A 12,249-nucleotide genomic window follows, 5' to 3' on the forward strand; every position below is an offset into this window, starting at 1 on the left:
CCCGGCCCCGTGCCCCGCCGCGTACGCCATCATGGGATGTTCGGTGCATTCACCCCATGAACGTAGAAGGCAGGACATCATGCGGACCGGCGGCTATCCCGAGGACACCACGACACAGGGCGACGGCTGGCTCCGGGCCCTGCTGTACGTGGCGTTCCTCCTGCTCCTGGGCGCCGCCCTCACCCGCTTCCTGGTCCGCCACACGGGCGAGGACCTCGCCCCCTGGGTGGTCTCGCTGGCCGCCGCCCTGGCCCTCCTCTACGTACTCGAACCGCTCCTGGGGCCGGGGCCGAGCCGCCGGCGCCACGTCTGGCTCGGCGCGATCGTGGCCGTCTGGCTCGCCCTGGTGATCCTGGCGCCCAGCTTCGGCTGGTGCTCCGTCCCGCTCTTCTTCATCGGACTGCGCACCCTGCGCATGCCGGCCGCCATCGCCCTCATCGCGCTGGTCACCGCCGCCTCCGTCACCGCCCACCTGCGGCTCGCCGGCCGGCTCGACATCGACGTGTTCCTCGCCCCGCCCGCCATCGCGGCCATCGCCATCGCCGTCTTCGTCCAGATGGACCGCCAGACCCGCCGGCAGCGCGAACTGATCGACGACCTGATCCGCACCCGGCGCGAACTCGCCGCCACCGAACGCCGGGAGGGAACCCTCGCAGAGCGCCAGCGCCTCTCCATGGAGATCCACGACAGCCTCGCCCAGGGCCTGTCCAGCCAGCAGATGCTGCTCCAGGCCGCCGACCGCGTCTGGGAGGCGGACCCCGCGACGGCCCGTACCCATGTGCTCACCGCCACGTCGATCGCCGAGCACAACCTCACCGAGGCCCGCCGCTTCGTCCACGACCTCGCTCCCGCAGACCTCGCCGACGGCGGCGGCCTCGACGAGGCCCTGCGCACCCTCGCCGCACGCGAGACCGGCGACCGGCTCACCGTCCACTGCCACGTCGACGGCACTCCGGCCGCGCCGCTGCCCGAGCGCGTCCAGTCCGCCCTGCTTCGCATCGCCCAGGGCGCCCTCGCCAACGTCCGCGAACACTCCGGCGCCACCACCGCGGCCCTGTCCCTGACCTACCTGGACGACCAGGTCGTCCTCGACGTCTCGGACAACGGCCGGGGCTTCGACCCGGCCGCCCCGGACCGCGGCGAGCCGGCCCCGTCCCGAGGCCACGGCCTCCCCGCCATCCGGACCCGTGCCGGCCGGCTCGGCGGCGAACTCACCATCGAATCCGCGCCGGGAGAAGGCACGGTGCTGTCGGCCGCGATCCCGCTCCACCCGTCCCCGTCCCCGTCACCGGAGGCCTGAGCGGGGGCGCGGGAGAGAACAGGACACAGGGGCGGTACGCGGGGATCCCCGCGTACCGCCCCTACGGTCGTCAGGTCGGGCGACGGTGTCGTACGGGGCGTTGCCGCCCACCGGGTCGCGTCGCACGGGAGCGGCGAACGGCGCCTTCCAGTCCCCGGTGCCCTTGTGGAGGAACGTGCCGGCCGCGCCCTGCGCGATCAGGTCGGGGCGTCCGTCGCGGTCCGCGTCGCCGATGCCGACGAGCCGGGTGTACGCGTTCCAGCCGGCCCGAATCGCGTGCGCGGAGCGAAGGCGCCGTCGCCCTTGCCCAGGTGCAGCCAGAGGACACCGGCGGAGTCACGGGCGACCAGGTCCCCGGCAGCGGCGCCCGCGACGTTCCCGACGGCCGTGACCTCCTTGTACACCCCCCAGCCGGTTCCGGCGCTCGTCCGGCCGGCGACGACGTAGGGGCCGGTGTCCCTGCCGGTGCCGGCCGACTGCCCGTCAGGGCCCCGGCTCCCTCCGGGACCCCGTCCGTCGGAACACGTTCATGCGGTGGACATCCCCGGGCGGGGAACGGGTCGGAAAAGTTGCGTATCCATAACGGGTCTAGATCGAAGCGCGGGGCCCCGTGACGTGAGCGCGCGGGTTTCGGGCGCGGGGGAGCGCCCACGCGCGTGCTCGCCGGTGGCCCCGCCCCTCCGAAAGGAACTCTCAGTGGATCGCAGGTCTCTGCTCACCGTCGCGACCGGGGCGGTGGGCGCGGTCGCCGCCTCCCAGACACCGGCGGGTGCGGCGCTCCCCACGCACGCGGAACCCGGGCGGCGGCCCTTCGCCACGTTCAACGTCATCAGTGACATCCAGGGCGATCTCGGGGACTTCGGGGTGGCCCTGGAGGACATGAACCGGACCAACCCGACGAGTGCGGGCCTGGCCGTCGCGGGCGACATCACGCCGCGCGGCTACGACGCCGAGTGCGCGGCTGTCGCGACCGAACTCGCCCGCCACCGACACGCGAAGACGGTCGCCTGGGCGATCGGCAACCACGAGTTCTACGTCCCCAAGTGGCGCGACCCGTCGACGCTCGCGCAGGACAGCTGGCCCAACGGCACCACAGAGGACTCGCTGTTCCGCAGCTTCTACCGGTTCGCCGGGCGCAACGCGGTGAACGCCGAGCACGTCTTCGGCGGCATCCCGGTGCTGAGCATCGGCACCGAGAAGTACATGCACTACCACGACCCGAAGCTCTGGGACGAGGTGTGGCTCAGCGAGGCCCAGCTCACCTGGCTCGAACAGCGCCTCGCGTACTGGGCGCGGCGTCGCAGGCCGGTCATGGTCGTGACGCACCACCCGCTCCCGAACACCGTCTCCGGCAGCCACAACCGGCTGTACTCCCGGGACTACCTCCAGGCGGACCGTCTCCTCGGCATCCTCGGCCGCCACCGGGACGTGTTCCTCTTCTGCGGGCACACCCACTGGGACCTCGCCCTTTCGGACTGGTACGTCCGCCGGGTCGTCCCCGGCACGGCGAACCTGGACGGCTTCTCCGTGATCAACACCGGTGCCGTGCAGACCGGGTACACGGACGACGGCAAGGGTGGCGAGGTCGCCGTGGAGGGCACCTTCAACCAGGGCCTTCAGGTCGAGGTCTTCCAGGACCGGGTGGTCGTGAAGGCCCGCGACTTCGCGGCCGGCAGCTGGCTGAAGCAGATCACCGTCCCGCTGGCGACGAGGATCTGACCCACCGGGCGCGACCGGCGACCGCCGCCCCGGCTGGGGGTGGCGCGAGGCCCGGCCGCCGGTCGCGCCCGTTCACCCGGCACACGGGGTGGCGGTCAGTGACCGACCGCGAGTTCGCCGCTCAGCCTGCCGTGCAGCCGGGCGCTCGGATCGTTGAGCCCGACGATCTCGACGGTCTTCCCGCGCTGGGCGTACTTGCTCTCGACGATGTCGAGGGCGGCGACGGACGAGGCGTCCCAGACGTGCGCGGCCGACAGGTCGATGACGATCCTGTCGGCGTCCGTGGCGTAGTCGAAGCGACCGACCAGCTCCCCGGCCGAGGCGAAGAACAGCTCGCCGCTGATCCGGTAGACCACGGTCGTCCCGGCCGGGTCGACGACGGCGGTCAGCTCGGCCTGGTGGGCGACGCGCCGGGCGAAGATCACCACGGCGGTCAGGGAGCCCAGCACGACGCCGACGGCGAGGTTGTGGGTGGCGATCACGGCCACGACGGTGAGGGCCATGACGACGATCTCGCCGGCGGGCATCCGGCGGAGCGTCTTCGGGGCGATCGAGTGCCAGTCGAACGTCGCGATCGACACCATGATCATGACGGCGACCAGGACGGCCATGGGGATGTCGGAGACGACCGGACCGAACACGATGCACAGCACCATCAGGAACGCGCCGGCGAGGAAGGTCGAGAGCCTGGTGCGGGCGCCGGAGACCTTCACGTTGATCATCGTCTGGCCGATCATGGCGCAGCCGCCGATCCCGCCGAAGAAGCCGGTGACGATGTTGGCGATGCCCTGGCCGATGGACTCGCGCTTCTTGTCGGACGGCGTGTCGGTGATGTCGTCCACCAGCTTGGCGGTCATCAGCGACTCCATCAGCCCGACCAGGGCCATCGCGAAGGCGTACGGCGCGATCGTCGCCAGCGTGGCCGTCGTGAACGGCACGTCCGGCAGACCGGGCACCGGCAGGGACGACGGCAGGGCGCCCTTGTCGCCGACGGTCGGGACCGCGATCCCTGCGGCGACGGTGAGCGCGGTGAGGGCCACGATCGAGACGAGCGGCGCGGGCACGAGCGTGCTCACCTTCGGCAGGAACACCATCAGCGCCAGGGCGGCGGCGAGCAGCGGGTAGACGGCCCACGGCACGTCCACCAGCTCGTGGAGCTGGGTCATGAAGACCAGGATCGCGAGCGAGTTCACGAACCCGACCATCACCGAGCGGGGCACGAACCGCACCAGCTTCGCGACCCCCAGCAGCCCCAGCACCACCTGGAAGACGCCCCCGAGGATGACGGCGGCGATCAGGTACCCGAGCCCGTGCTCACGGTTCAGCGGCGCGATGACCAGGGCCACGGCGCCGGTCGCGGCGGAGATCATCGCCCGCCGGCCACCGACGACGGAGATGGTCACCGCCATCGTGAAGGAGGCGAAGAGACCCAGCGCCGGGTCGACACCGGCGATGATCGAGAACGAGATCGCCTCGGGAATCAGCGCGAGGGCGACGATCAGACCGGCCAGCACCTCGGTGCGCCAGACCTTGGGGTCGGACAGCCAGTCGGGCCCGGGAACCCGCAGACGCGAGGGACGCGGCTCGGCGGCGGGGGAGGAGACGGTGGAGGGCAAGGGGTGGGAACCTGTCGTGCTCGGGCACACCCCCGTGCGGCAGGCAGGGAGATGCGGGAGGGGAACGCGGGGAGGAGCCGTAGGGGAGTGCGGGCCGGGCTTCAGGTCCGAGGGCGGGACCTCAGGGCCGGGGGCGGACGCTCAGGGCGGGCAGGCGGCGTCGCCGGAGGGCACGGGGTCGCGCACGCTTCTCTCCAGCGGGATCGGGGCTTCGCCAGGAGCGTCGTCGGCCCGGCCACGGCAACGGCGCGGAGGCGGTCCGCCGGCCTCGCCGCCCGTCGACTCTACCCGGGCGGGCGCGCACCGCGTTCGTGGGCGGCGTGGGGGGTCCCGCCGGAAGCACGAGTACTCGGCGCCGTCGGGCCCGCCGCCGACCCGGCCGGGAACGGCTTCTCGGCATGCCCCTGCCGGGCACGCCGGACCGCGGACGACCGGGCACGCCGGTCACTCGAGGTCACCCCGTACGAGATCTCACCCCGTACGGGACGTCACCTCGTACGGGACCTCACCCCGTACGGGACCGGGTACGAGTCCTCACCTCACCGACCGCAGGAACGACCTCGTCCGTTCGTGTTCCGGTGCGTCGAGCAGGCGGGCCGCCGGGCCCGACTCGATGATCCGGCCCTGGTCGAACATGAGGATCCGGTCCGACACGTCACGCGCGAAGCCCATCTCGTGCGTCACGCAGAGCAGGGTGATCTCGGTGTCGCGCGCGATGCCCCGCAGCACGTCCAGGACCTCCGCCACCAGCTCCGGGTCGAGTGCGGACGTCACCTCGTCGAGCAGGAGGATCTCGGGCCGCATCGCGAGCGCGCGGGCGATGGCCACCCGCTGCTGCTGGCCGCCGGAGAGCCGGGTGGGCCGGGCGTCGATCTTGTCGTCGAGGCCGACGAGCCCGAGCAGGTCGCGGGCGTGGGCCTCCGCCGCCTCCCGACTCTCGCCGAGCACGTGGACGGGCGCCTCGACCACGTTCTCCAGCACGTTCATGTGGGGGAACAGGTTGAACTGCTGGAAGACCATGCCGACCCGGCGCCGCCGCGTCGCGAGCTCGCGCTCGCTCGCCGGCACCGGCTTCCCGCCGTCGGAACCCGATGGCGTGTGGGAGTAGGGCAGCCCGTCGACGTGGATGACGCCCTCGGTGACCCGCTCCAGCGTCATGAGCAGCCGCAGGATCGTCGTCTTGCCCGAGCCGCTCGGCCCGATGAGCGTCACGCGTTCGCCGCGCCCCACGGACAGGTCGAGACCGTCGAGCACGGTGTGGTCCCCGTACCGCTTGGTGACCCGCTCGAAGCGGACCGCGTCGGCGACCGCGGCCGTGCCGGTGTCCGTGTCCGCGGCGACGGCGGGCGGGTCCGGCCGTGGCTCCGGGGTCTTCGAGAGCCGCTCAGTGGGCAAGGCGTGCCTCCAGTCGTCGTACGAGCACGGACGTGGGCCAGCTCGCGAGCAGGAACACCGCGGCGGCCAGGGTGAAGCTCTCCAGATAGGCGAAGTGCGTGCTGCCGAAGGTGTTCGCCTCGTGGACCATCTCGTGCACGGTGATCACGGACAGCAGCGGAGTCTCCTTGAAGAGGGAGACGGCGTAGTTCCCGAGCGGCGGCAGGACGTTCCGCACCGCCTGCGGCAGCACGACCGCCCGCCACGTCCGGTGGCGCGGCAGCGAGAGCGCCGTGCACGCCTCCCACTGCCCCTTCGGCACCGCGTCGATGCCGGTCCGGTAGACCTCGGAGAGGTACGTGGCGTAGTGCACGCCCAGGACGAGCACGCCCAGCGCCAGCGGATCGAGCGCGGGGATCAGCACCCAGGCCGCGAACAACTGCACGAGCAGCGGCGTCGAGCGGACGAACGCCGCCGCACCGCCCACCGGCAGCGCCACCCACCGGGGAGCCACCCGCCCCACGACGGCGAGGACCAGGCCGAGGACGGCCGCGACGACGAATCCGAGGACGGTCGCGGCCAGGGTCACACCGAAGCCCTTGAGTACGACGGGAAGCGCGGTCAGGGCCGCGTCACCGTCCCACATCACGCACCACCTCCCTGCCCGAGACGGGCCTTCGCCGACCGCTCCAGGGCGTTCATCAGCAGACTCAGTACGGCGGCCACGGCGCCGTAGACCGCGAGGAGCAGCAGATACGCGGCCGCCGTGTCACCGGTCGCGGACCGCAGCTGGTCGATCTCGAAGGTCAGATCGGGCACGGTGACGAGCGACAGCAGCGGCGTCGCCTTCAGCAGCTGCACCAGCAGGTTCTTGAACGGCGCGACCATCAGCGCCTGCGCCTGCGGCAGCACCACCCGCCTCAGCCGCAGTCCCGGTCGCATGCCGAGCGCGACGGCCGCCTCGCTCTGCGAGGCCGGGACCGCCGCGACGGCGCCCCTCACCACCTCCGCCCCGTACGCCCCGAAGTTGAGCCCGAGCGCGAGGACGCCGCACGCCAGCGGCTCCAGCCGGAAGCCGAGCATGGGCAGCGCAAAGAACAGCCAGAACAGCTGTACGTACAGTGAGGTGCCCCGGAAGAACTCGACGACCAGCCGTGACCCGCCGCGCACGAGCGCGCGCGAGGAGCCGGCCGCGAGCCCCAGCGCGTAGGCCAGGACGAGGGCGAGCACGGCCCCCAGGACCGTCGCCTCCACCGTGACCAACAGGCCCTCGCCGAGCCGGGGCAGGGCGCTCCCCAGCTCGGCGAGGAACCCGGGAGCGGCCTCGGTGGTGCCGGCCGCCTGCCCGGCGGGCAAGGGTGCCCCGGTCACGTGCTCAGGCCGCACAGAGATCGGCCGTGCGCAGCGAGCGGGGCGGCACCTCGCGCTCGGTGAACCCGTAGCGTCCGACGAGCCGTACGTACCGGGCCGGGTCGCCGGTTATCTTCGCCAGCTCCCGGTCGAAGGCGTCCCGCAGCCCGTCCGCCCCCTGCCGGAACACCGCGCCACCCGCGCTGAACTGCTTGACCCCGTTCACCACGGGCACGAACGGCGTGCCCACCTGCACGGCCGCGCCCCGGTTCGTCCGGGCGAGCCAGCGCAGCGAGATGCCGGTCAGCGCGAAGGCGTCGATCCGGCCGGCGAGCAGCGCGTCGAGACCGTCCTGCTGCTTGGCCAGCGTCTTCACCGAACCGTCCGACACACCGGCCGCCTTGGCGTACGAGGCCTCCACGGCCGCCGTGAGCACTCCCACGGTGGCGCCCCGTGCCACACAGGACGCGAAGTCGCTCAGTCCCTTCGGGTTGCCCTGACGGACCATCAGTGAGGTCGGGGAGATGAACTCCGGCTCGGAGAACAGGACCTTGGCGCACCGCTCGGGCGTGATCGCCATGCCCGCGCTCACGACGTCGAACCGGTCCGCGAGGAGACCCGGGATGAGCGTGCCGAACTCGGTGAGCGTGGGCCGCAGTTCGCGGACCCCCAGCGCCGTGAAGATCTCCCGGTGGAGCGTCGGGGCCTCGCCCGCGAGATCGCCGCCGTCCTGGAAGCCGTACGGTGCCTCACCGGCGAACCCCACCCGGACGAAGCCCTGCTTCCGCAGCTTCGCCAGCAGGTCCGCGTCGCCCTTCGGAGCCCCCGTGCCGGCCTCGGTGCGGCTGCAGGCCGTCACGAACGCCGGGGTGAGGGCGGCCGCGCCGAGCAGCGCCGATCTGGTGAGGAATCCGCGGCGGTCGAGGGGCGAGCGGCCCCGGCCGTCATCCTGATGGGACATGGACGTCCCCTTCCTTGTCGTACGGACGATGGGCGGCGGGGTCATCCGACGGGGACGACGTCCCGCGCGGCGATGAACGACGGCCGCCGCACCGGCGCGGCGAACGGCAGCTCCGGCTGGTTCTCGACGCTGTTGAACACGAGGAACACATTGCTGCGCGGGTACGGGGTGATGTTGTCGCCCGAACCGTGCAGGGCGTTGCAGTCGAACCAGGTCGCCGAGCCCGCCGGGCCGGTGAACTGGCGGATGCCGCAGGCGTCGGCGAACGTCGTGAGGGCCTCGTGCGACGGCGTCCCCGCGTCCTGCATGCGGAGCGACTTCTTGTAGTTGTCGCGCGGGGTCTCACCGGCGCAGCCCAGGAACGTCCGGTGCGAACCCGGCATGATCATCAGGCTGCCGTTGGTGCTGTGGTTCGGCGTGAGGGCGATCGACACGGAGACCGTCCGCATCCGGGGCAGCCCGTCCTCCGCGTGCCAGGTCTCGAAGTCGGAGTGCCAGTAGAAGCCGCTGGCGCCGAAGCCCGGCTTGACGTTGACGCGCGACTGGTGGACGTACACGTCGGAACCGAGTATCTGGCGGGCGCGCCCGACGACGCGCGGGTCCGCCGCGAGCCCGGCGAACACCTCGCTGATCCGGTGCACCTCGAACACGGAGCGGATCTCCCGCGAGTTCGGCTCCACGACGGCCCGCTCGTCCTGTCGGACCGCCGGGTCCGTGACGAGCCGGTCGAGCTCGTCCCGCAGCGCCTCCACCTCCTCCGGGGTGACGAGCTCGTCGACGGTGACGAACCCGTCGCGCTCGTACTCCTCCAGCTCCCGCGCCCAGAAGGGCCCGGCGGTGCCGGGCGCGGACCACACGACGGGGTCCTTGCGGCCGATCAGCTGCTCCTCGGTGCCACGGGTCGGGTAGAGGTCGACGGGACGGGCGGGGGCGGAGGTCATGAGAGGCGGTGCCTTCCTTGTCTCGTGCGGGGTCGTCGGGTGTGGGGGCGCGGGGGTGCCGGGGTTGGGTCGGGGTGGGGTCAGGCGGTGGGCTCGGGCTCGGTGAGCAGGGGGTAGACGCCGTTCTCGTCGTGGTCCTCGCGGCCGGTGACGGGCGGGTTGAAGACGCAGAGGCAGCGGAAGTCCCGCTTGACATCGAGGGTGTGCCGCTCGTGCCCGTCGAGCAGGTACATGGTTCCGGGCACGATCGTGTACGTGCGGCCCGTCTCGTGGTCGGTGAGCTCGGCCTCGCCGGCGGTGCAGACGACGGCCTCGACGTGGTTCGCGTACCACATGGAGGTACGGGTGCCCGCGTACAGCACGGTCTCGTGCAGGGAGAACCCGACCCGCTCACGGGCCAGGACGATGCGCTTGCTCTCCCAGGTGCCGGAGGCGGCCTTCACATGCCGCTCGGTGCCGTCGAGTTCGTCGAAGGAACGCACGATCACGGGGGATCGCCTTTCTGTCGGGGGTGGGGTGAGGTGGGGGGAAGGGGCGGCGGGGCCCGGCGCGATACGGCGGGGCCGGGCCGGGCGATGGCGAGCCGGGCGTGACGTGGGGTGCCGGGCCGCGCGGTCGGGCGGCGTGACGGTCAGGCGGCGTGGCGGCCGGACGTGCGGAGGTCGGCGGTGTGCCGGACGGAGCGGGCCAGGATGCCGAGGCCCTCGTCGAGTTCGTCGTCCGTCGCCGTGAGCGGCGGCAGCAGCTTGACCACCTCGCCGTGCGGCCCCGACGTCTCCAGGAGCAGCCCGAGCTCGAAGGCGCGCCGGCACACGGCCTCGGCACGCTCCCCGTCGCCGAACTCCAGGCCCCAGACCAGGCCGCGGCCCCGGGTCCGGAGCGCCGTGCGGCCGTCCTCGCCGCAGAGGTCGAGGAGGGCGTGCTCGACGCGTCCGGCTCGGTTCAGGGTGCGCTCGCGCAGGGCGCCGTCGGCCCAGAAGGTCTCCAGGGCCGCGGTGGCGGTCACGAAGGCGGGGTTGTTGCCGCGGAACGTGCCGTTGTGCTCGCCCGGCTGCCAGACGTCCAGCTCGGGGCGGAACAGGCAGAGGGCCATGGGAAGGCCGTAACCGCTGATCGACTTCGACAGGGTGACGATGTCGGGCACGATCCCCGCCTCCTCGAAGGAGAAGAAGTCGCCCGTGCGCCCGCAGCCCATCTGGACGTCGTCCACGATGAGCAGCATGTCCCGGCGGCGGCACAGGTCGGCGAGCTGCCGCAGCCACTCGACCCGGGCGACGTTGACGCCGCCCTCGCCCTGGACCGTCTCGACGATGACGGCGGCGGGGTGGTCGAGACCGGAGCCGGGATCGCCCAGGAGCCGCTCGAACCAGAGGAAGTCCGGCATCCGTCCGCCGAGGTAGTGGTCGAACGGCATCTGGGTGGCGTGGTTGAGCGGGACGCCCGCGCCGGCGCGTTTGGCGGCGTTGCCGGTGACGGCGAGCGAGCCGAGGGACATGCCGTGGAAGGCGTTGGTGAACGAGACGACCGTCTCGCGCCCGGTGACCTTGCGGGCGAGCTTCAGGGCGGCCTCGACGGCGTTGGTGCCGGTCGGGCCGGGGAACATGACCTTGTAGGGCAGGGAGCGCGGCTCCAGGATCGTCGTACGGAACGCTTCGAGGAAGTCCCGTTTGGCGGTCGTCGACATGTCCAGGCCGTGGGTGACGCCGTCGCGCGCGAGGTAGTCGAGGAGCGCGCGCTTCAGGACGGGGTTGTTGTGGCCGTAGTTGAGGGAGCCCGCGCCGGCGAAGAAGTCGAGGAAGGGACGCCCGTCCTCGTCGTAGAGCCGGCTCCCGCTCGCGCGCTCGAAGACGACGGGCCAGGCGCGGCAGTAGCTGCGGACCTCGGATTCGACGGTCTCGAAGACGGAAGGGGCGGCGATGATGTCGGTGAGGGCGGTCACGTCTCTCCAGGATCGGTGCGGGTGCGGGTGAATGCTCGGAAGGGGGACGGCCGGGGGCGTGTCCGGCCGTCGGCGCGCCGGTTCGGCAGGACGCCGGTGCGTCAGTACGTCAGGGGGCCGATGCGGTAGAGCACTTCGGGTTCGTGTCCGGTGCCGTCGGTGCCGGGAGCGCCGGGGAAGGCCGTGGACGGGAACAGGACCTCCTGGGTCACGGTCGCGCCGTGGCGGCGCGCGTACGAGCGGAACATCCGGTCGGAAGGCGCGTTGCCCGGGGTGACGGTCGCCTCCATCCGGTCGAGCCCGCGCTCGGCCGCCACACGGGCGGCCAGGGCGTCGAGCAGTGCTCCGGCTACCCCGGTTCCGCGGTGCGAACCATCGACGGCGACCTGCCACACGAAGAGCGTGCGGGGGGCGTCGGGACGCAGGTACCCGGTGACGAAGCCGACCGGGCGCCCCTCGGCGTCACGGGCGACGGCGGTCGTGTCGGCGAAGTCCCGGCACCACAGGAGGTAGCTGTAGGGCGAGTTGACGTCCAGTTCCCCCGAGTCACGGGCGATCCGCCACAGCGCGGACCCATCGCTCACCCGCGCCCGGTCGACGCTGACGCCGAGGTCACCCCCGGCTTCGGGGCCGCGTCGGGAATCGCGGTCGGATCCGTCGGAGTGGTCGGGACTGGCGAACGGGGAGGTCACATGGGCGGTGGTCATGTGCGCCGAAGCTACCGAGAGAAGAGGGGAACTTCCTGGGGCTACGGGGTTGTGCGCCTGTGGTGCGCGTGATAGGTGCGCAATGACGCTCGGCGGCGCCAATGAGCCTTCGAGACCAAGGAAAATCACCCCAAAGGGGCGAATATCTTGTGTTTATAACGGCTGGGTAACGCATTGTCGATGGGGTGCTCGTCTCCACACCCGATGTGAGACAGTCCCGCTTTTCGGGTTTGAGGGGCACGTGCGGGGTCAGGTGTAGAGGTTCGGGGCGGGTCTTCCGACCATGCGGAAACCGGCTGCGCGGAGGTCGATCGACGCTCCTCTTGATCGTCAAGCGGCTGT

11 protein-coding genes are annotated in these 12,249 nt (G+C 72.0%); 2 read left to right on the forward strand and 9 right to left on the reverse strand.

Going from position 1 to position 12,249, the window contains the following annotated elements:
- Nucleotides 1-79 precede the first annotated feature (79 nt).
- Both ASD33_RS24320 and ASD33_RS24330 read left to right on the forward strand, forming a co-directional pair.
- Nucleotides 80-1,300 (forward strand): sensor histidine kinase, encoded by a 1,221-nt coding sequence (locus ASD33_RS24320; RefSeq protein WP_056564363.1) that lies wholly within the window; start codon nucleotides 80-82, stop codon nucleotides 1,298-1,300.
- Between the two features lie 696 nt (nucleotides 1,301-1,996).
- Nucleotides 1,997-3,019 (forward strand): DUF4073 domain-containing protein, encoded by a 1,023-nt coding sequence (locus ASD33_RS24330; protein WP_056564371.1) that lies wholly within the window; start codon nucleotides 1,997-1,999, stop codon nucleotides 3,017-3,019.
- A gap of 95 nt (nucleotides 3,020-3,114) precedes the next feature.
- Here the strand turns inward: ASD33_RS24330 and ASD33_RS24335 are convergent, their stop codons facing one another.
- From ASD33_RS24335 to ectA, 9 genes are all read right to left on the reverse strand, one after another.
- Entirely contained in the window at nucleotides 3,115-4,587 is a 1,473-nt protein-coding gene (locus tag ASD33_RS24335) for a SulP family inorganic anion transporter (RefSeq protein WP_242427248.1), read from the reverse strand.
- A gap of 582 nt (nucleotides 4,588-5,169) precedes the next feature.
- Complete coding sequence (gene ehuA, locus ASD33_RS24340) at nucleotides 5,170-6,030, reverse strand: ectoine/hydroxyectoine ABC transporter ATP-binding protein EhuA (RefSeq protein ID WP_079044980.1); 861 nt, start codon at nucleotides 6,028-6,030, stop codon at nucleotides 5,170-5,172.
- Complete coding sequence (gene ehuD, locus ASD33_RS24345) at nucleotides 6,020-6,655, reverse strand: ectoine/hydroxyectoine ABC transporter permease subunit EhuD (RefSeq protein ID WP_056564378.1); 636 nt, start codon at nucleotides 6,653-6,655, stop codon at nucleotides 6,020-6,022. Before ehuD ends, ehuA begins: the two co-directional genes overlap by 11 nt.
- The gene (ehuC, locus tag ASD33_RS24350) at nucleotides 6,655-7,308 is read right to left on the reverse strand and encodes an ectoine/hydroxyectoine ABC transporter permease subunit EhuC (RefSeq protein ID WP_056564622.1); all 654 of its coding nucleotides are present in this window, start codon (nucleotides 7,306-7,308) and stop codon (nucleotides 6,655-6,657) included. Before ehuC ends, ehuD begins: the two co-directional genes overlap by 1 nt.
- Nucleotides 7,309-7,384: 76 nt before the next feature.
- Nucleotides 7,385-8,320: an ectoine/hydroxyectoine ABC transporter substrate-binding protein EhuB gene (gene ehuB / locus ASD33_RS24355; RefSeq protein ID WP_056564381.1), complete on the reverse strand. Its 936-nt coding sequence runs from the start codon at nucleotides 8,318-8,320 to the stop codon at nucleotides 7,385-7,387.
- Between the two features lie 41 nt (nucleotides 8,321-8,361).
- Nucleotides 8,362-9,261, reverse strand: coding sequence for an ectoine hydroxylase (gene thpD / locus ASD33_RS24360; protein WP_056564385.1), 900 nt, complete (start codon nucleotides 9,259-9,261; stop codon nucleotides 8,362-8,364).
- An 80-nt stretch (nucleotides 9,262-9,341) separates the two neighbouring features.
- Nucleotides 9,342-9,749: an ectoine synthase gene (locus ASD33_RS24365; protein WP_056564388.1), complete on the reverse strand. Its 408-nt coding sequence runs from the start codon at nucleotides 9,747-9,749 to the stop codon at nucleotides 9,342-9,344.
- Between the two features lie 143 nt (nucleotides 9,750-9,892).
- Nucleotides 9,893-11,200, reverse strand: a complete 1,308-nt coding sequence (gene ectB, locus ASD33_RS24370; RefSeq protein ID WP_242427220.1) for a diaminobutyrate--2-oxoglutarate transaminase — start codon at nucleotides 11,198-11,200, stop codon at nucleotides 9,893-9,895.
- A gap of 101 nt (nucleotides 11,201-11,301) precedes the next feature.
- A complete protein-coding gene (gene ectA, locus ASD33_RS24375; RefSeq protein WP_079044981.1) occupies nucleotides 11,302-11,907 on the reverse strand; it encodes a diaminobutyrate acetyltransferase in 606 nt (201 codons plus the stop codon).
- Between the last annotated feature and the right edge of the window lie 342 nt (nucleotides 11,908-12,249).

Origin of the sequence: Streptomyces sp. Root1304 (assembly GCF_001426405.1) — a bacterium.
In the GTDB taxonomy this organism is placed as follows: domain Bacteria; phylum Actinomycetota; class Actinomycetes; order Streptomycetales; family Streptomycetaceae; genus Streptomyces.

What these genes read in the sequence shown, in the direction of transcription:
- ectA (WP_079044981.1), bottom strand. Translation starts at nt 11,907, where the DNA reads ATGACCACCGCCCATGTGACCTCCCCGTTCGCCAGTCCCGACCACTCC.
- ASD33_RS24320 (WP_056564363.1), top strand. Translation starts at nt 80, where the DNA reads ATGCGGACCGGCGGCTATCCCGAGGACACCACGACACAGGGCGACGGC.
- ehuD (WP_056564378.1), bottom strand. Translation starts at nt 6,655, where the DNA reads ATGTGGGACGGTGACGCGGCCCTGACCGCGCTTCCCGTCGTACTCAAG.
- thpD (WP_056564385.1), bottom strand. Translation starts at nt 9,261, where the DNA reads ATGACCTCCGCCCCCGCCCGTCCCGTCGACCTCTACCCGACCCGTGGC.
- ehuB (WP_056564381.1), bottom strand. Translation starts at nt 8,320, where the DNA reads ATGTCCCATCAGGATGACGGCCGGGGCCGCTCGCCCCTCGACCGCCGC.